Annotated in this window: 18 protein-coding genes; 12 read left to right on the top strand and 6 right to left on the bottom strand. The window is 65.9% G+C overall.

Annotated elements, in window-relative coordinates; all coding sequences use genetic code 11:
- The first annotated feature begins 10 nt into the window (after positions 1-10).
- From IPK85_11980 to IPK85_12010, 7 genes are read left to right on the top strand one after another with little or no spacing between them, the layout of a single operon-like run.
- A complete protein-coding gene (locus IPK85_11980) occupies positions 11-1,168 on the top strand; it encodes a glycosyltransferase family 4 protein (GenBank protein MBK8248105.1) in 1,158 nt (385 codons plus the stop codon).
- Entirely contained in the window at positions 1,165-2,439 is a 1,275-nt protein-coding gene (locus IPK85_11985) for a glycosyltransferase family 4 protein (protein ID MBK8248106.1), read from the top strand. Before IPK85_11980 ends, IPK85_11985 begins: the two co-directional genes overlap by 4 nt.
- Positions 2,436-3,431: a GDP-mannose 4,6-dehydratase gene (locus IPK85_11990; GenBank protein MBK8248107.1), complete on the top strand. Its 996-nt coding sequence runs from the start codon at positions 2,436-2,438 to the stop codon at positions 3,429-3,431. The genes IPK85_11985 and IPK85_11990 overlap by 4 nt, the downstream gene beginning before the upstream one ends.
- An 8-nt stretch (positions 3,432-3,439) precedes the next feature.
- On the top strand, positions 3,440-4,189 hold the full coding sequence (locus tag IPK85_11995; GenBank protein MBK8248108.1) for a polysaccharide deacetylase family protein: 750 nt from the start codon (positions 3,440-3,442) through the stop codon (positions 4,187-4,189).
- Positions 4,186-5,310, top strand: a complete 1,125-nt coding sequence (locus tag IPK85_12000; protein ID MBK8248109.1) for a glycosyltransferase family 2 protein — start codon at positions 4,186-4,188, stop codon at positions 5,308-5,310. The genes IPK85_11995 and IPK85_12000 overlap by 4 nt, the downstream gene beginning before the upstream one ends.
- Positions 5,303-5,689 (top strand): hypothetical protein, encoded by a 387-nt coding sequence (locus tag IPK85_12005; GenBank protein MBK8248110.1) that lies wholly within the window; start codon positions 5,303-5,305, stop codon positions 5,687-5,689. Before IPK85_12000 ends, IPK85_12005 begins: the two co-directional genes overlap by 8 nt.
- Before the next feature lie 3 nt (positions 5,690-5,692).
- Positions 5,693-5,986, top strand: a complete 294-nt coding sequence (locus tag IPK85_12010; GenBank protein MBK8248111.1) for a hypothetical protein — start codon at positions 5,693-5,695, stop codon at positions 5,984-5,986.
- 42 nt (positions 5,987-6,028) lie between these two features.
- Here the strand turns inward: IPK85_12010 and IPK85_12015 are convergent, their stop codons facing one another.
- Both IPK85_12015 and IPK85_12020 read right to left on the bottom strand, forming a co-directional pair.
- Positions 6,029-6,682 (bottom strand): sugar transferase, encoded by a 654-nt coding sequence (locus IPK85_12015; protein ID MBK8248112.1) that lies wholly within the window; start codon positions 6,680-6,682, stop codon positions 6,029-6,031.
- Positions 6,683-6,852: 170 nt separating this feature from the next.
- Entirely contained in the window at positions 6,853-7,677 is an 825-nt protein-coding gene (locus IPK85_12020; protein ID MBK8248113.1) for a polysaccharide biosynthesis/export family protein, read from the bottom strand.
- Between the two features lie 252 nt (positions 7,678-7,929).
- Here IPK85_12020 and IPK85_12025 point away from each other — a divergent pair, with 252 nt between their 5' ends.
- Positions 7,930-8,358 (top strand): response regulator, encoded by a 429-nt coding sequence (locus IPK85_12025; protein ID MBK8248114.1) that lies wholly within the window; start codon positions 7,930-7,932, stop codon positions 8,356-8,358.
- A gap of 82 nt (positions 8,359-8,440) precedes the next feature.
- On the opposite strand, the gene IPK85_12030 is transcribed toward IPK85_12025, so the two are convergent.
- Positions 8,441-8,974: a CpsD/CapB family tyrosine-protein kinase gene (locus IPK85_12030; GenBank protein ID MBK8248115.1), complete on the bottom strand. Its 534-nt coding sequence runs from the start codon at positions 8,972-8,974 to the stop codon at positions 8,441-8,443.
- A gap of 6 nt (positions 8,975-8,980) precedes the next feature.
- Complete coding sequence (locus IPK85_12035) at positions 8,981-10,885, bottom strand: hypothetical protein (GenBank protein ID MBK8248116.1); 1,905 nt, start codon at positions 10,883-10,885, stop codon at positions 8,981-8,983.
- A 405-nt stretch (positions 10,886-11,290) separates the two neighbouring features.
- Between IPK85_12035 and IPK85_12040 the strand changes: the two genes are divergently transcribed.
- From IPK85_12040 to IPK85_12055, 4 genes are all read left to right on the top strand, one after another.
- Complete coding sequence (locus tag IPK85_12040) at positions 11,291-12,811, top strand: sigma-54-dependent Fis family transcriptional regulator (GenBank protein ID MBK8248117.1); 1,521 nt, start codon at positions 11,291-11,293, stop codon at positions 12,809-12,811.
- A 65-nt stretch (positions 12,812-12,876) separates the two neighbouring features.
- A complete protein-coding gene (locus tag IPK85_12045; protein MBK8248118.1) occupies positions 12,877-13,950 on the top strand; it encodes a HAMP domain-containing histidine kinase in 1,074 nt (357 codons plus the stop codon).
- 177 nt (positions 13,951-14,127) lie between these two features.
- The gene (locus IPK85_12050; protein ID MBK8248119.1) at positions 14,128-15,324 is read left to right on the top strand and encodes an aminotransferase class V-fold PLP-dependent enzyme; all 1,197 of its coding nucleotides are present in this window, start codon (positions 14,128-14,130) and stop codon (positions 15,322-15,324) included.
- Positions 15,324-15,788: an EVE domain-containing protein gene (locus IPK85_12055; GenBank protein ID MBK8248120.1), complete on the top strand. Its 465-nt coding sequence runs from the start codon at positions 15,324-15,326 to the stop codon at positions 15,786-15,788. Before IPK85_12050 ends, IPK85_12055 begins: the two co-directional genes overlap by 1 nt.
- Positions 15,789-15,796: 8 nt before the next feature.
- On the opposite strand, the gene IPK85_12060 is transcribed toward IPK85_12055, so the two are convergent.
- Positions 15,797-16,891 (bottom strand): GGDEF domain-containing protein, encoded by a 1,095-nt coding sequence (locus tag IPK85_12060; GenBank protein MBK8248121.1) that lies wholly within the window; start codon positions 16,889-16,891, stop codon positions 15,797-15,799.
- Positions 16,892-17,082: 191 nt separating this feature from the next.
- On the bottom strand, positions 17,083-17,853 hold the full coding sequence (locus IPK85_12065; protein MBK8248122.1) for a sulfite exporter TauE/SafE family protein: 771 nt from the start codon (positions 17,851-17,853) through the stop codon (positions 17,083-17,085).
- Positions 17,854-17,878: the final 25 nt, after the last annotated feature.

Genomic DNA, 17,878 nt, shown 5'->3' on the forward strand with positions numbered 1-17,878 from the left:
GCGGATCGGCGTGGACGCCACGTGCTGGGCCAACCAGCGTGGCTATGGGCGGTTCGCGCGCGAACTGATGCGCGCCCTCATCGACCTCGCCCCCGAACACACGTTCGTTTGCATCGGAGACCGCGCGGCATTCGCGGCATTCCCGGTGACCTCCCCCAACGTCGAACTCGTGGAGGTGGGCCTCGCGGAGTCGCCGACGGTAGCGGCCGCGGCCGACGGAGCACGGTCCGTCTCTGACATGCTGGCGTGCACGCGTGCGGTTCGCGCCGCCAAGGTGCAGGTGTTCTTCTCACCGAGCGTGTACACGTACTTTCCCCTGTTCCCGGGGCAACGCGCCGTGGTGTGCATTCATGATGCGATCGCCGAGCGGTTCCCCGAGCTTACCCTTCCGTCGCGCCGCGCGCGGCTGTTCTGGAAGCTCAAGGTCGGACTCGCCGTTCAGCAGGCACGCCTCATCCTGACCGTCAGCGACTATGCCGCGCGAGAGATCGAGCGCGTTATCGGGGTGCCGTCAGGTCGGCTCCGCGTCTCTGGTGAGGCGCCGGCGCCGGAGTACAAACCGGGCAGCTCCGTGGAGGTCGCCGCGGCCCGAGCGGCGCACTCGGTCGGCGATGTCCCATACTTCGTCTACGTGGGCGGGTTCAATCCGCACAAACGCGTCGATGCCGTGATCCGCGGGCACGCGGCCGTCGTTCGCTCCGGTGAGTTCACGCCGCACCTGCTCCTGGTCGGGCGACTCTCCGGGGATGTCTTTCACGGGGAAGGGGAGCGGCTGAAGCAGCTCGTGCAGGCCGAAGGGACCGAGGCCCTCGTCCACTGGACCGGGTTTGTTCCGGATGAGACGCTCCGGCACCTCCATTCCGGGGCCACCGCCGTCGTGCTCACGTCGGAGTCCGAGGGATTCGGCCTGCCCGCGGTCGAGGGCGCTGCCTGCGGGGCACCCGTGATCGCAACCCGGGAAAGTCCGTTGCCCGAGCTCCTCAATGGGGGAGGCATCTTCGTAAACCCCGGCCACGTCGAGGAGATTGCCGCCGCGATGCGCGTCCTTCTCGCCTCGCCGGAGCGACAACGCGCCATGGGAGAGGCCGCCCGCCGGGCCGCAGGAGCGCTAAGCTGGAAGAGCGCCGCCGTGGCCACGCTCGCGACCCTGCTCGAGGCCGCCGCATGAGCGCTCGGTTCCTGATGCTCACGACGTTCTATCCCCCCCACTCATTCGGTGGGGATGCCATCGGCATCCAGCGCCTCTCGCGCGGACTGGTGAAGCTCGGCCACCACGTGACGGTGGTCCACGACACCGACGCTTATCGCATCCTGCATCACGGGAGCTGGCCCGACGTCCCCAACCACGACAGTGACGAAGGGGTGGAGGTCATTCGCCTGGCCAGCCGGGCGCCGATGGCGTCGACCTTCCTCACCCAGCAGTTGGGTCGCCCAGTCGTCAACGGCGGCCAGCTCCGCCAGTTGATTGTGGACGGCCGATACGATGTGGTGAATTTCCACAACGTCTCGCTCATTGGTGGCCCAGGGCTCTTTGGCATGGCCGGCGACGCCGTGACGGCGTATATGGCGCACGAGCACTGGCTGGTGTGTCCCATGCACGTCCTCTGGCGGCATGGTCGCGAACTGTGCACCGGACGCGAATGTCTGCGATGCTCGCTGGCCTACCGAAGGCCACCCCAATGGTGGCGCTACTCCGGGTACCTCGAGCGCGAACTGGACCGCGTGGACACCGTGATCGCCATGAGCCGTTTCTCCCGCGACAAGCATCGGGAATTCGGCATCAAGCGGGAAATGGAGGTCCTCCCCTACTTCCTGCCAGATCCTGAGTCCGCTGAGGTGCCGGTCCCGGCCACGGACTCCCCGAATCCCCGCCCCTACTTCTTTTTCGCCGGCCGGCTGGAGCGGATCAAAGGGCTCGACGATGTGATCCCTGTCTTTCGGGACCTGCCGGGGGTCGACCTCCTGGTCGCCGGGGATGGCACCCACGGCGAGGTACTCCGGTCGCTCGCGGCGGGAGCACCCAACGTCAAATTCCTCGGGCGCATCGCCCCGGACGAGCTGCGCCGATACTATGAACACGCGGTGGCCCTGGTGGTGCCGAGCGAGTGTTACGAGACATTCGGTATCGTCCTGATCGAGGCGTTCCGTCAGGGGACCCCGGTTATCGCTCGGCGCCTCGGCCCGTTCCCGGAAATCGTCGAGGCCTCCGGGGGCGGGGAACTGTTCAGCTCCCGGGATGAACTCCGGGCGGCCATGGCTCGTCTATCTGGTGACGGAGAGCACCGAGCTCGGCTGTCGAGAAACGGCTATCGGGCCTATGCGGACCGATGGTCGGAGCGAGTGGTGGTCCCGCAATACCTTGAACTCCTGCGGCAGGCGGCCGCCCGAAAGGGCGACGCTCACCGTACGGAACTGCTGACCCTTCAGGAGGTCGCGTGAACGTCTTCATTACGGGCGGGTGTGGATTCATCGGGTCGCACCTTGCCGAACGTCTGCTGGAGCGCGGGGATCGGGTCATGATCCTGGACGACTTGTCGACCGGCGCGATGGAGAACATCGCGCATCTCGTCGGCCGCCCGGGATTCGAGTACCGGATCGGCACGGCGCTGGACGCGCCCCTCGTGTCCGAGTTTGTGGATCGCGCCGACCTGACGGTCCACCTCGCGGCCGCGGTTGGCGTGCGACTGATCGTCGAGCGCCCGGTGCACACCATCGAAACGAACGTGCGCGCGACCGAAGTGGTGCTCGCCGCGGCGGCCAAGAAGCAGCGGCCGGTGGTGGTCGCGTCGACGTCCGAGGTGTACGGCAAATCGGCGCATGTGCCATTCCGGGAGGAGCAGGACCTCCAACTCGGCCCGACCAGTCATTCGCGGTGGGCGTATGCGTGCTCGAAGGCGCTGGATGAGTGGCTCGCACTGGCCTACGCCTCCGAGAAGCACGTGCCGGTGGTCATCACGCGCTTCTTCAACACGGTAGGTCCTCGGCAGACGGGGCGCTATGGGATGGTTCTCCCAAACTTCGCACAGCAAGCATTGAGAGGCGAACCCATCACGGTGTTCGGCACCGGCGAACAGTCCCGCTGCTTCGGTCATGTGAACGATGCCGTGGAGGCCTTGTTGCGACTGGTCGCGACGCCAGCGGCGTGGGGTCAGGTCTTCAACGTCGGGACCACGACCGAGGTCAGCATGCTCAATCTGGCGCGACTGGTGCGGGACACGGCCGGCAGTTCGAGCGAGATCCGCCTCGTGCCCTACGACGAAGCGTATCCGCCGGGGTTCGAGGACATGATGCGGCGTGTGCCGGACGTGTCGCGACTCGAGCGGACTACCGGGTTCAAGCCGATGACGCCGCTCGAGCAGATCGTGCGCGACGTGGTCGAGGACCAGCGAGCCCGCCTTGGCTCGCCGGTCGTCGCCGGGGCGGCGACCTGATTGCGGTCGTGCGTGCCATCCTTACCTACCACTCGATCGATGACTCCGGATCTCCGATCTCGGTGTCGCCGGCCGTGTTTCGCGCCCATTGCGAATTCCTCGCTTCCGGGCGTGTGCGCGTGGTGGGGTTGGCCGACTTGATGCAGGGGGACGACGTGACGGGGGATACCGTGGCCATCACTTTTGATGACGGGTTCGAGAACACCGCGACCGCTGCCTGGCCGCGGTTGGCCGCGCACGGCCTCGCCGCGACGGTATTTGTGGTTCCGGGGCATGTGGGTGGGTTCAACGACTGGGGAGGACGTCGGGCCGCGAACGTACCCCACCTCCCGCTGATGTCGTGGGACGGGCTGGGGAACATCGCCCAGCAGGGCGCCACGCTTGGCGCGCACACCTCGAGCCACGCGAATCTCGCCTCGCTCGACGATCACGCGCTCAAAGCGGAGCTCGACTCCTGCAGCGCCACCATGCGCGAGCGAACTGGGGTGGCGCCGAACACCTTCGCCTATCCCTATGGGGGGACCAGTCCCGCGGCCGCTACGGCTGTCCGCGAACGGTTCGATATTGGGGTCACAACGGACTTCAGGCCCGTGGGACGTAGTGAGGACACGGCGCTCCTCCCGCGCCTGGACATGTACTACTTCCGCAGTCCCGGCGCCCTGGAGTCATGGGGAGAACCCGGGTTCTTTGCCCGACTCTGGACGCGCCGCATCGGACGGGAAGCGCGCCGGTGGCTCCAGGCAGCGGGGGTCGCATGATCACTCCACGGCCGTTTTGCTCCGTTATCGTCCCCGCACGGGACGCCGCGGGATTGCTCCCGCGCTCCCTTGGCGCACTTCGCAATTCCGATCTTCCGCGTGAACAGTGGGAGCTCATTGTGGTGGACGATGGTTCCGCCGATGAGACCGCGGCGGTGGCTGCCCGGTACGCCGACACCGTCGTGCGATTGCCGGGCCGAGCCCACGGTCCGGCCTACGCCCGCAATCGTGGCTTCGAGGTTTCTCGGGGCTCGATCGTCATGTTCTTCGATGCGGATGTCGTGGTGCATCCGGATGCCGTTCGGCGGTTTGCCGAGGTCCTCACCGGTGAGGAAGACGTCGGTGCCGTCTTCGGGTCGTACGACGACCGGCCGGCCGCGCCGGGGTTCATGTCGCAGTACCGCAACCTGCTGCACCACCATGTGCACCAGCAGAACCCCGGTGACTCCGAGACCTTCTGGGCGGGGGCTGGTGCCGTGCGACGCGATGTTTTTGCCGAGTGCGGCATGTACGACGAGTGGCACTACGGGCGGCCCCAGATCGAGGACATCGAACTCGGCGGCCGCATCCGGGCGCATGGGTGGCGCATCGTGCTGCGGCCCGAGATCCAGGCGACACATCTCAAGAAGTGGACGTTCACGAACGTCATCCGGACCGACCTGCGCGATCGGGGGATCCCGTGGGCCCGCCTTCTCGCCCACCGCGGTTCCACGCTGGCGGGCGGGACGCTCAACCTGAAGCTGACCGAGAAGGTGAACACGGTGCTTGTCTGGCTCGCGGGCCTGTTGCTGGTCCTGGCGCCGTTTGTTGGCGGCGTCCCGATGGCGTTGGCTGCCGTGGCGTGTATCGGGATCGTGTGCCTCAACAGCCGGCGCCTGTTCGCCTTCTTCCTCCGGGCACGCGGGCCCCTCTTTGCGTTCGGGGTGCTGCCCGTGCACCTGTTGTATTACATCCTGAATGGCATATCGTTCGGCGTGGGTGTATTCCTGCACCAGATGATCGGAGCGCCCCGGCAGGACCCCTTGATCGAGGCGTACGCCGAAGTGGGGGTGGAGCGGTGGCCACCGGTACCCGCCCGGACCCCGAGTACCTGGACGAAGCCCAAGGAGCGCGATGGCTAACTCAACGATGCGGTCCGAACAGAGCACCGAGGAACAGCTGGCGCCAACCATCGCGCAGGCGTTCGCGCGGGTGCACAAGGCGGCATTCGGGGTGGCCGTCGGTACCGCAGGGGCCCTGGTGATGGGTGCCCTGACGGTGATTGTGCTACTTCGTCCGGCCGCGTCAACGTTTCCGCTGCACCTGCTGAATGAGTATTTCGCGGGCTATGCCGTGTCGTGGCCCGGCCTGCTCATCGGCATGGCGTGGGGATTTGCCGTCGCATTCGTGGCGGGCTGGTTCCTCGCCTTTTGCCGCAACCTCTCGGTCGCCATCACCGCGTTCTCCATCCGGACGCGTGCGGAGATCGAGCAGACTCGTACCTTCCTCGATCACATCTGAGTCATGGCCCATCCAAGCGACAAGACCATCCAGGAAGGGATCCTCGCGCTGAACGCACGGGCGTGGGGGATCTCGTTCGGCCTGTTGGCCGGGGGCGCCTTGTTCCTGGCGACCAACTTCCTGGTCATCAAGGGTGGCGAGCAGGTCGGGCAACACCTCAACCTCCTCTCTGCCTTCTTCCCGGGCTACAGGGTCAGCTTCGCCGGCAGCCTGATCGGGTTCGTCTACGCCTTCGTGTGTGGCTGGGCGCTCGGCCGCGTGGTCGGGGCGGTGTACAACAAGCTGGCCCTGCGATAGCGGTCTCGCCCGACAGGTCTTGGCGGGAGCGCGCCGGCGCTCCTACCAACCCTGGAACCTGAGCAGGACCGAGGGCACCGTCTTCAGCATGACGCTGATGTCCAGCCACAGGCTCTGTTGCTGGATGTAGCGCAGGTCCCAGCTGACCTTGGCCCGGACGTCATCCAGGCAGGCATCGTACTTCTGGTTGATCTGAGCCAGCCCGGTGAGGCCCGGCTTCACGCGGTGGCGAAATCGGTACTCCGGAATGTCCTGACGGAGGCGAGCCACGATGCTCGGCCGCTCCGGTCGCGGCCCAACGATGTTCATGTCACCGCGCAGGATATTCCACAGCTGCGGCACCTCGTCGATCCGGTATTTGCGCAAGTACCGCCCAAGGGTCGTGACCCGCGGGTCGTTCTCTGTCGCCCACACGGCGCCGGACACCTTCTCGGCGTCTACGCGCATCGTGCGCAACTTGTAGATCGTGAAGACCTGGCCGCCGAGGTCTTCCTGGCGTGAGTCGCGCAACGCGAGCGTCCGCCGCCAGCGTCGGTCGAGTCCGACACGTGTCTGCGTGTAGAGGATCGGACCGCGCGAGGTGGCCTTGATCAACAACGAAACGAGGAGGAGGATGGGCAGCGTCAGCACCAGGCCGACCAGCGCAAGCACCACGTTGAGCGCGCGGTTGATGCCCTCGTGACGATCGCGCGGCAAGAACTCCTCCTCGGGCCGGCCTGGGGCCTCCACCGAACGCGGGCGTTCGACCGTGCGATCAACTACGCGTCCCCGGGCGCGAGCGGGCGTATTGACGAGCACCTCACTCATTCGCTCCGCGGCGCTTCCAGTCCATGGCATAGGCAATCGTCCCTCGTCTCCTGTCACACTCACGGATTAATGCGCCGCCCCCCCCGGCCCCCTTGGATGATCCAGAACAACCCGACGACGGAGGTCACCACCGGGATCCAGGTCATCCCCCATCGCCCGTTAGGCGACACCACCGGGACGATGATCTCATCCCCGTCGCGAATCGCCACGTCGCCAACCGTGCGCCCCGTCCGAAGCGCCTCCGAAAATTGCTTCTTGTCGAGGTGTGTCTTGTTGGCGCGCTTAACATATGCCTTCGGCAGGTCGGCAGCCTGTGAGGGCCCTCCCTGCGACATCAACACATCCGTCACCAGCATGTCCACGGGAACCGTCACAAAACCCGGTCGACCCACTCCGCCCGTCAAGGTGAGGCGGATCAGTCCCGTTGCGGTGACCTTCGGGTCACGAACGTAGCGCGACAACTCCTTCGTCAGGTGGGACGTCAACTCCGAATCGAGGACGCCGCGCACCGAGAACTCCGGGATGTTCGGGAGAGCGAGCTTCTGCTCCTGTTTGACCGTGAACGTGTCCGTGAGCGAGGAGTCGCCGAGCACCGTCAGGTACAGGCGATCACCCGGGCCGAAGTCGCCGTTCTTGAGGCGCTGGCGGATCGAATTGACGTGCGCCTCCAACTTCAATCGGGTCTTCTCGTCCACCCGAGGGGCCACCGAGTCAGCGGCCTTCACGGCCTCTTCCAGCTCCGCCCGGGTCGCCTGTCGACGTTGAAGACCGAGTGGGTCCTGCGCTTCCGCCATGCTGGATAGCGCGAGCAAGCCAACCAGTCCGATGGATGCGGCCGGCCTGCAGAACTCGAAGTTCACTCTCATGAGGATATCCTTATGCATGGATCGTGCTTGTGCTGCGGCAGGGGCCTGTCGCGGAAAGCTATGCGGGCCAACGACATAGTACACGCTTCGCGAAAATCGTGCCGCGGAGGACCCTCGAATGACGCTCCCCCACATCACTTTCGCTGACCGTGCGCAACGCCCCTACCGGGTAAACGACGGCGGGGCCTCCGCGTCACAGTGATCCGTGTGAGCATGCAACGTGCGTGGCAGACCGGTGCGGACCCTTCCGTTCGCAATCAAGGAGTCATTGTGACGGACCTAGCCATTCGCGACGAAAGCCTCCAACCCCTGGTTCTGCTCGGGAATGACCAGGAGTGGTCTTCGCGGTCGCTCGAGAGTCTCCTGGCCCCAGCGGGATTCCGGACCATCCGGGCCTACACGGGTGGCCAAGTGTTGCAGCTGGCGTCAACCAGAAGCGTCGATGCCATTCTCGTTGACCGCTCCCTGCCGGACATGTGCGGCGCGGAGGCCGTGTCGCGCTTGCGCGCTCTGCCCGGTTTCGACCCGGCGACGCCCATCGTGCTGCTGACCACGGGGACGCCGTCACGCGTCCAGCAGCTCGAGGCGTATCGCGCGGGGGCCTGGGACCTTTTGGCTGAGCCGTGGGATGTAGAGGCGCTGCTCCTGAAGCTCGCTCTCTACCTTCAGGCCAAGAGAGGCACTCCAACCTTCAGGTGAGTCAGAGTGGATCCGCGGTGAGGAAGACAAGGGGCCGATCTCGTGAACACGAGATCGGCCCCTTGTGCGCACGGCCGGCCTCCTACTTGGAGCTGCTCCCGCTGCCTCCGATCAAGGCGACCTCCGGCAACGTCTCCGGCGTGCCGTAGCCGTCCAGGTAATGGTAGTACCTGAACTCCGGTGACTCTCCGATGTCGTTCAGCACTGCGCCAAGAATCCGGATGGGCATTCGGTCAATCGTGTTCAGCTTCTGCTGTGCCAATCGCCGATCGGTTTCGCCGGCGCGCAGCACGAGGAGCATGGACCCCGTGGCGCTGCCCATCGCATAGGCATCGATACCGGCGCCCAGTGGGGCGCAGTCCACCACGATGGCGTCGAACTGCGAGCGGAGTTCGCGCAACATCATCGCTGTGCGCTGCGAGGCGAGCAGCTCCGGCCCCTGGCGGCGACGGGTGCCGCAGGGAATGAGCGAGAGGTTCACGTGCAGGTCGGTCGCCTTGATCACTTCGCCGAGCGTGGCCTCACCGGCGAGGTAGTCGAGAAGCCCCGGGGTCTGGCTCGCTGGCGGGCAAGACTCGTGCAGCTGCCCGCGGCGGATGTCGCCGTCGACGAGCATCGTGCGCTACCCACCTTCTGCGAGTGCATTGGCGAGGTTGATCGAGATCGTCGACTTCCCGTCTCCCGGCCCGGGGCTGCTGACCGTGAGCTGCACGGGTGTGCCCGCCGGGAACGCGGACCGCACCGACAAGGCAAGGGAGCGGAACGACTCCACCATCTGCGACGCCTGCTCCAGGCGCTGGCGCTGGCTGCGCGGGGCGGTGTAGCTGGGCACGGCGCCGACGATGTCCAGGCCGAGTTCGTCCACTGCCTGTTCTGGATATCGGAATCGGCCGTCGAGGCGATCCAGCAGGATGGCCACGGCAATGCCGACGCCGAGCGACGCAACAATGGCGGCGCCGATCAACATCAGGCTGGTATCGCTGGTGGGACGGCGCGGTGCGATCGCGGTATCCAGGATGGCGATGTCCGGCATCACCGTCTTCTCGGAGAGGCGCGCATTCACGGCACGGCTCTGCAGGTCCTGGAAGATGGTCGTGGCCACGGCCACGTTGCGCTGCCGGCGCTGTTCCTCGATGGTGCGTTGCGGGATTTTCTTGAGCTCACCAGCCTGGCGGTCGATGCGACGGTTGAGTTCCGACTCGCGCTCGCGGAACTCGGTCAGCAGGCGCTGGGCGATGGATGGGATCACCTGCGTTTCCTGGACGTCGATCTGCCGCTGGATGTCCTTGACCTGCCCGTGCTCCGGCGTGTAGGTCACCAGCATGGCATCCCGGGAGGCCACCTTCGTGCTGAGGGTGAGCAGTTCGGCGGCCAGGGCGCTTCCGGTGGCGCCGTTCGCGAGGATGCTCGGGGCACCACGGAGGGCCTCGGCCGAGAGTCGACCCCCGCGCGCCGCGCCTTCGCTCACGATCCGTTCCAGCTGCTGCCGGTCGGACCGCGCCTGCTCCAGGTTCGTGCGGTCCGAGAAGTAGGTCGTCATCGTCGGGTTCGTCGCGATGGACACGCCCGGGGATATGGCGACATTCTCGTTAGGCTCCGTGATCGTGTTGATCTTGAAGCTCTCGAGTGAGTTTTCGGCAGAGGCGAGCGCGTCGGACGCATTGCGCAGTTGCTCGTCGACGGTGTTCGCCACCTCCATGAGGTTCACTTTCTTCAGTCGCGTGGCCTCGCTCTCGAACCGGCGGATCACCGCATTGAGGGTCTGCGAGGTCAAGACCGAGTGCTCGCCACGGAGGCCGAGTCGCATCAGGTTCGAACTGGGCGGCAATCCCACCGCGAGTTCGCGCTGCAATTCCACGGCCGCTTCGCGCGGCGTGATCACTTCAAAGTCGAACTCCTCGGCCCGGCGGAAGGCCGCCCGAGGGGGCAGCCAGCGGAAGCCCACGGCGCGGCCGATGGAATCGCCCACCGCCCCGGACTCCACGACGCGTTCCTTCTCCCCGCGCTGTTCGGCGAGCTGGATCAGTTGGTACTTGCTCTTGTTGGCGTTGAGCTTGATGCGGTACAGCCCTGGCGTCAGGCTGTCCGTCGGCATCAACTCACGAAAAACCAGGGAGTCCCGCTCGTTCTTCGCGGTCACGTAGAGCGCGAGCTGGCTGACTACTGGATCGAGGATGATGAAGCTGCGAATCAGGTCGCTCCACCCGTTATCGCTCTGGATGAGCCCGGGGGCCTGGACGGGGCCGGCCCGCGACGCATTTTCCGCGATCCAGATCGTCGCGTCCACGGCGTACTTCGGCTTCACGAAGCGGGTGAGCGCGACGCCCGTCGAACTGCCGACGACGAAAATTGCGAGGATCAGCCAGCGGTAGCGCTTGATCGACGCCATGGTGCGCGCGACGAGCTGCTGCATCCCCGCGCCGCCCCGATCCGGGGGGGCCTGCGGGGCTCCCCAATCCTGCCCGTTGAAGTCCAGTCCGGGGGACTGAAAGGCCCCGCCGGGAGACGGCACAACACTGTTCGCCATTTATTGCCTCACCGACTCCTGAAGGAAGTCAACAACTCCACGATAATAGGGACGACGGAATGCAAGAAACGGCGCACATCCAATCCAGACCGCCCCTCCCTCGGAATTGGACCGCCTCGACCTCCGGGTCCGCCTGGACCGCTAGGCCTGCACGCGCCGGAAGCGGGCCGAAGTAACAAGTTGACAGATGAGGCCGCACTAACAATAGTTCCTTGTAGCCAGTGGGCGACAGGGACGTGTTGGGGCTGTGCATCGCTGTGGCTTGACCTCTGCACGACTGGATCGTTATACAGTCGCAGGCCGAGCTCAGCACATGGTGTTGGCTTCTCGATACAGTGTTGCGGCGACGGGTCACCTTCGTTGCGACCGTGCACCCTCATCCCAAGGCCAGAGGACAGCCCTACCGTGAACGGAACTGACGTGACCGATCCCGCAGCGCCGGCCAGTGTAGACGACGGGCGGGACCCGCTCTCCATTGCGGCCGACGTCAAGGCCAGCCTCAGCATCCTCATCGTCGATGACGATCGCACGTTGCGGGAAGGATGCGCCTCCGTGCTGCAAATGGATGGGTTCAATGTCGCGACCCTTGGGCGCGGTGATGAGGCCGTCGACCTGGTCAAGAAGCGCCGCTTCGACATCGTGCTGGTGGACCTGTACATGACCCCGGTCTCGGGGATGGACATCCTCAAGGCGACGCTCGACGCCAGCAAGGAAACGATTGTGGTGGTCATGACCGGGAATCCGAGCGTCACGACGAGCATCGAGGCGTTGCGCGCCGGGGCCTGGGACTACCTGCCCAAGCCGTTTTCAGCGACCCACCTTCAGGTGCTGGTCGGGCGGGCCTCGCATGCTGTCATGGTCGCGCGTGAAACCCGCGACCTGCGGGTGCAGCTTCTCAAGCAAAGCGGCAATAGCGAGAAGCTGACGCTGCTCGGGGTGTCGCCCGCGTTCCGCAAGGCCGTCGACCTCGCGCGGAAGGTGGCAAGTACGGACGCGTCCGTCATGATCATGGGTGAGAGCGGCACCGGCAAGGAAGTCATCTCCCAGTTCATTCACATGCACAGTCGGCGCGCCTCACGCCAACTCGTGCCGATCAATTGCGCGGCCCTGCCGGAAGGCCTGCTCGAGTCCGAGCTGTTCGGGCACCGCAAGGGCGCGTTTACCGGTGCGGATCGCGACAAGCCGGGTTTGCTCGAGATCGCCAACGGCGGGACGCTTTTCCTGGATGAGCTGACGGAGATGTCACTGCCGTTGCAGGCGAAACTGCTCCGCGTGATCCAGGATGGTGTCGTGCGCCGGGTCGGCAGCGAGAAAGAGGACGCGGTGGTCGACGTTCGCTTTATCTCCGCGACCAATCGGGTGCCCCAGGAATGTGTAGCCAAGGGCACACTGCGCGAGGACCTGCTCTACCGCCTGCGCGTCGTCCCGATCCAGTTGCCTCCGCTGCGCAAGCGGCTCGAAGACATCCCCCTCCTCGCGAACCATTTCCTGACCCACTATTGGGAACGGCATCGTGGGACCGGTGAGCCGGCCCCGCGCCTCTCCGAGAGCGCGATCGAGTTTCTGCGGTCCCGACCTTGGCGCGGCAACGTGCGCGAGTTGCAAAACGTCATTGAACAGATGGCCGTGCTGACGGAGCCCGGACATCTCGTGGAGCCGGACGACGTGCCCATTTACGAGGATGGCGTGGAGGCACCGACCACGCCAGGGCTTCCGATGCAGGTGATGAGCGAGCCGTTCCACGCCGCGAAGGACAAGCTCATCGCCCACTTCGAGAAGGAGTACCTCTCGCAGTTGGTGACGCGCGCCGGATCCAACATGTCGCGCGCTGCGCGCCTCGCCAACATCGACCGGACGACGCTGTACCGGCTCATGGAGAAGCACGGATTTCGTCGTGAGGACGGCGGGATGCCGCTCGAGGAGTGAGCGAGGAGGGGGCGGGCCGTCGTCGCCGGGCGCCGCGACGATCACGATCCGCTGCCGCCGAGCTGGTGGCCGCGCCGACGGAATTGCGGGAGGCGCTCGGGGCGGTTGTTGCGACGTGGCCGAGGAGTGAGTCGTCGCGCGTCTCACCAGTCGACCTGACACGCGCTGGCGACGTGTTGCTGGCGGCCGTGACGGCCGCGCTCCGCGGGGAGCCGCTGGTCCTCGAGGGGATCCCGCCGTTCGTGCCCGCTCGTCGCCTGCTCGACGCGACTCGGCAAGGCTGGCTGCTCGGTGAGCACTCGCAGGGCATGGCTGCGGATGCCGTCGTCCAGACGATGCGCGCGATGGACCTCGTGCTGCGCGCGCTCGATGCGGATGCGACCCACCGCTTTGTCTCGCGGCTCGGCTCGCTGGATGCCCAACAACTCGTGGTGGAAATGGCGCACGACATGCGCTCTCCGCTGGGGTCGATCCTCATCCTCGCCGAGCGTTTGCGGAGTGGGCCGGGCGGGTTGCTGCCGGCGATCCAGCAACGCCAGGTCGGCCTCATCTATTCGGCGGCGTTCGGCCTGAGCACCCTGGCGGGTGATGTCATTGAGCTGGCCCGCGGCGGGTCGACGCTGCTCGACGTGCAGCCGATCCCGTTCTCGGTGTCCGGCGTCCTGCAGTCTATCCATGACATGCTGCGCCCCATGGCGGAAGAGAAGCACGTCGCGCTGCGCTGGGAGGGACCCCGCCACAACGTGCGGTTGGGGCATCCCGCCGCCCTGAACCGGGTCTTGCTCAACCTGGCGACCAACGCGATCAAGTTCACCAACGTGGGGGAGGTCGTCATCCAGGTGACCGAGCCTTCCCCGGAGTCGATGACGTTCGCCGTGCGGGACACCGGGCGGGGTATTCCGCCGTCGGTCATGCAGCACCTCTTCGACGCCTTTCGACAGCGCCAGACGCCGGGGGACTATGCCTTTTCCAGCGCCGGGCTCGGGCTTTCCATCTGCCAGAAGCTGGTGAGGGCCATGGGGGGGGATCTTCACGTCGAGACGGCGCTCGAGCAGGGAACCACCTTTTCGTTTTCCCTCCACCTGCCTCCGGCCGGGGCGTCACCTTCGAGCCCCCCGGGGGAGCGGATCTTCGGCTAGGTCAGGTCGCCCCTTTACCACACCGGCTCCGGTTCACAGGTTTGTCGGCGCTCACCCTCTTTCGCGGAGCAGGCCATGTCGAGTCGTCGCGGTTTCGTCACCCAGATGATGCGCGCCGGGGTCGTTCTTCCCGCCTTTCGTCCCGATGCCTTCTCCCGCCTGTTTCGCGCTGGTGACATGGTCGGGGCGCGGACGCCAGGTGACGCCGCGACCGATGAGGACTACTGGGCGCAGATCCAGCGTGCGTTTGACGACGACCGCACCTACGTGAACCTCAACAACGGGGGGGTAAGCCCGACACCCACCCACGTGCTTGAGTCGATGTTCAAGGACCTGAAGTGGTCCAACCAGATTCCCGTCTACTCGATGTGGCAGGATCTGGAGCCACGGGTGGAGAGCGTCCGCCGTGACCTGGCGAAGATGTTCGGCTGTGATCCCGAGGAGATGGCCATCACGCGGAACGCGTCGGAGGCCAACGAGATCATGATCCTTGGCCTGGACCTCAAGCGCGGCGATGAGGTGATCGTCACGAACCAGAACTACGGACGCATGTTGACGACGTGGGATCAACGCGTGCGTCGCGAAGGGATCGTGGTCAAGTCCATCTCCTTCAAGGTCCCCCCGCCGAGCGATGACTACATCGTGGAGCAGTTCCGGGCGGCGATCACCCCGCGCACCAAGGTCATCGAGCTTACCCACATCACGAACCTCACGGGCCAGATCCTCCCGATCCGCAAGATCCAGCAGATGGCGAAGCCGCTGGGGATTGAGGTGTTTGTGGATGGCGCGCATGCGTTTGCGCATTTCCCGTTCACGCGCGACGAGCTGGAGGTGGATTACTACGGCACGTCGCTCCACAAGTGGCTGTTCGCCCCGGTGGGGACCGGATTTCTCTACGTCCGGCGCGAGAAGATCGGCAAGCTGTGGCCCCTGATGGCGGCCGCGAAGGAGCAGGACAACAACATCCGGAAGTTCGAGGAGATCGGCACCCACCCGGCCGCCAACCACAACGCGATCGCCCTCGCGGCGGCGTTCAACCGTGGGATTGGGCTCGAGCGCAAGGCGGCGCGCCTCCGCTACCTACGGGACCGCTGGGCCAAGCGGCTGCTTGCCGAGAACTCCCGCTTTAATATCCTGACGCCACTCGATGACCGGCAGTCGTGCGCGATCTGCCTGGTCAACATCGAAGGCGTGGACACCCCCAAGCTGCAGCAGTGGCTGTGGGGCAAGCACAAGGTCATGACGGTCGCGATCGTGCATCCCGAGTTTCATGGTCTGCGGGTGACCCCGAGTGTGTACACGACGCTCGACGAAGTTGACCGCTTTGCCGAGTTGATGATCAAGGCCTCAAAGCAGGGGATCGCGGCGAACTGATGGCCAGCTGGCTCATGAAGACCGAACCCGATGTCTGCTCGTTTGATGACATCTGGAAGGCCCCGAAGCGCACCACGGGGTGGGACGGGGTCCGGAACTACCAGGCCCGGAACTTCATGCGCGACCAGATGCAGGTCGGGGACGAGGTGTTCATCTATCACTCGAACGCGGAGCCCCCCGGGATCGCGGGGATTGCCCAGGTCGCCGCGCCGGCGTATCCAGACCCCACGCAATTTGACCCCGCCCACGCGCACTACGACCCGGATTCCAGCCGCGAGTCACCGCGATGGGTGCAGGTCGACGTGAAGGCCGTCAAGAAATTGCCGCGCTTCGTCAGCCTCGAGGCCCTGCGCGCCAACCCCAAGTTGGTCGGCATGCGGCTCCTGCAACGGGGGAATCGGTTGTCGATCACCCCGGTCACCGCCGCGGAGTGGCGGGTGATCGTCGCGATGGGTGGTGCCTGAGGAAACGCTCAGGGGGTGAGCACGTGGACGCAGTTGCGTCCCGCGCGTTTCGCGTGGTACAGGGCCGAGTCGGCGCGCTTGATCCAGTCGAAGCTGGAATCGCCGAGGTTGATCTCGCCGACCCCGATCGTGAGGCTGAGCTTGGGCGGCTCCGCACCAGCCGCCACCTCGAGCGGGGGAAGGTCGGCGACGGCCTTGCGGAGTCGCTCGGCGAGCATCGCCGCGTTGTCCGCCGAGGTCTCCTGCAGGATGATGGCAAACTCATCACCGCCGTACCGGGCCACGAAGTCCACGCGCCGCAGGAAGGTCTTGGAGAGGCAGTTCGCGATTTGCCGGATGGCGGCGTCCCCGACGGGGTGGCCGTGCGTGTCGTTGATCGACTTGAAGTGATCCATGTCGACCATCATCAAGCACCCGGGCTTGCCCAGGAGTGTGTGCAACTCAATACTGCGCGAGATGTAGTCGTCGAATGACTTGCGGTTGTGCAGGCCGGTGAGGCCGTCGATGCTGGACTCCCGGCGTGCATCCTCCAGCTCGCGCCCCAGGTTCTTGAGCTTGTCGGCCAGGGAGGCGAACTGCTCGCGTTGCCGTTCCTTGCGGTGCTCGATGAGCTTTTCCATGACCCCGACGACCGCCAGTGCCTCGCGCTTCATGAGGTCGGTCGAGTTGGAATCCACCGCCACCCGCATGCGGTTCATCTGGTTGGTGGCGATCTTCGATTCTTCGGCTTCCTCCACGACGACGGTGTGCACGGCCGAGACAAAGGCCCAGGTCATTTCGCGGAAGTCGTCCAGGACCCGCGTCACGTACTTGGCTTCGTCGCGGCGCGTCTCGTTGAAGTACTGGGTGAGGCCCTTCCAGTCGCGGTAGAACACACCGGTGCCACTCTTGTCATCCGGGACGTCGGGACGGGGGGCACCGACCCCGGCGTGCATGCGCCACGCCTGCGTGGCGGCCCGGATCTCATCGGCCGAGCGGAGTTCGGTGTCAAACGCGTACTTGGCGTAGAGCTGCAGGAGGTTCGTGATCGCGTCGAGGACGATCCCGGTTTCCTTGGAGAGCTGGTCGCCCTCCTTGGCCGGCGCCGCCGGCGGAGTCGCCACCGCGGGTTGCGCGGGCGCCTCGGTCCTTGCCCCTTTTGATCCAAAGAAGGAGAGCATCGTCCGTCAGCTGCTGGGGGTCGCCATGCGCCATGGCCGCGGGACAGGCTGGCCCCACCGACCGAACAGGCGCACTCCATCAGTATCGACCTGTCCGCGGAAAAACCACCGGACGGTCTGACCGAATGCGGCGCCTACGCGCGCCGCAGCTGGAGGAGCCACACGCCGGCCGCCAGTCCGATCACGATGATGGCCTGCCGGACACGCTCTTGGGGGACGCGCTGAGCGAGCCGGGAGCCGCCGTACCCTCCAACCACGGCCCCCAGCATCATGGCCCCGGCGAGTGGCCAGTGGACCCGCCCCGATACCGCGAAGGTCAGCGCGGCGATGACGTTGGCGCTGGTCCCGCCCACGGCCTTGAGGCCATTCATCCTATGAATGTTGTTGAAGCCCATGAAGCCCAGCGCGGCGAGCATCAGGATGCCGATCCCTGCGCCGAAATAGCCCCCGTACACCGCCACGAGGAACTGGTAGACGAGCATGCTGGGAGGAGGAGGGCGGTCGATGGGGTCGCGCGCACTGTCGGTCGGTGATTGGCGGCCTCGGAGCGCACGCATCACGGGGCGCTGGACTATGAAGAGCATGGTGGCCCCAAGCACCAGCCAGGGGACGACAGCGTCGAACCGCTCGGGCGGAGTGACCAGGAGGAGCAGTGCGCCGCACAGGCCCCCGAGGAGCGAGGGGAGAGCAAATCGTACCGCCCAGTCCCTGGATCCCCCGAGGACCTCGCGGTAGCCCAGGTAGGCACTGATCGACCCCGGAACCAGAGCGACGGTGGACGTGGCGTTCGCGGTGAGGGCAGGGACGCCGAGTCCAACCAGTGCGGGGAAAGTCAGGAGGGTCCCGCCGCCGGCGATGGAGTTGACCGCACTCCCCGCCGCCGTCGCGACGATGATCAGGAGCAGGCGCGCGGAATCGGGAGTGTCGAAG

The organism is Gemmatimonadota bacterium (assembly GCA_016712265.1).
Taxonomy (GTDB): domain Bacteria; phylum Gemmatimonadota; class Gemmatimonadetes; order Gemmatimonadales; family Gemmatimonadaceae; genus RBC101.

Excerpts from the sequence above, each read along its gene's own strand:
- IPK85_11985 (MBK8248106.1), top strand. The coding sequence starts at position 1,165 with ATGAGCGCTCGGTTCCTGATGCTCACGACGTTCTATCCCCCCCACTCA.
- IPK85_12000 (MBK8248109.1), top strand. The coding sequence starts at position 4,186 with ATGATCACTCCACGGCCGTTTTGCTCCGTTATCGTCCCCGCACGGGAC.
- IPK85_12005 (MBK8248110.1), top strand. The coding sequence starts at position 5,303 with ATGGCTAACTCAACGATGCGGTCCGAACAGAGCACCGAGGAACAGCTG.
- IPK85_12010 (MBK8248111.1), top strand. The coding sequence starts at position 5,693 with ATGGCCCATCCAAGCGACAAGACCATCCAGGAAGGGATCCTCGCGCTG.
- IPK85_12020 (MBK8248113.1), bottom strand. The coding sequence starts at position 7,677 with ATGCATAAGGATATCCTCATGAGAGTGAACTTCGAGTTCTGCAGGCCG.
- IPK85_12030 (MBK8248115.1), bottom strand. The coding sequence starts at position 8,974 with ATGCTCGTCGACGGCGACATCCGCCGCGGGCAGCTGCACGAGTCTTGC.
- IPK85_12035 (MBK8248116.1), bottom strand. The coding sequence starts at position 10,885 with ATGGCGAACAGTGTTGTGCCGTCTCCCGGCGGGGCCTTTCAGTCCCCC.
- IPK85_12050 (MBK8248119.1), top strand. The coding sequence starts at position 14,128 with ATGGTCGGGGCGCGGACGCCAGGTGACGCCGCGACCGATGAGGACTAC.
- IPK85_12055 (MBK8248120.1), top strand. The coding sequence starts at position 15,324 with ATGGCCAGCTGGCTCATGAAGACCGAACCCGATGTCTGCTCGTTTGAT.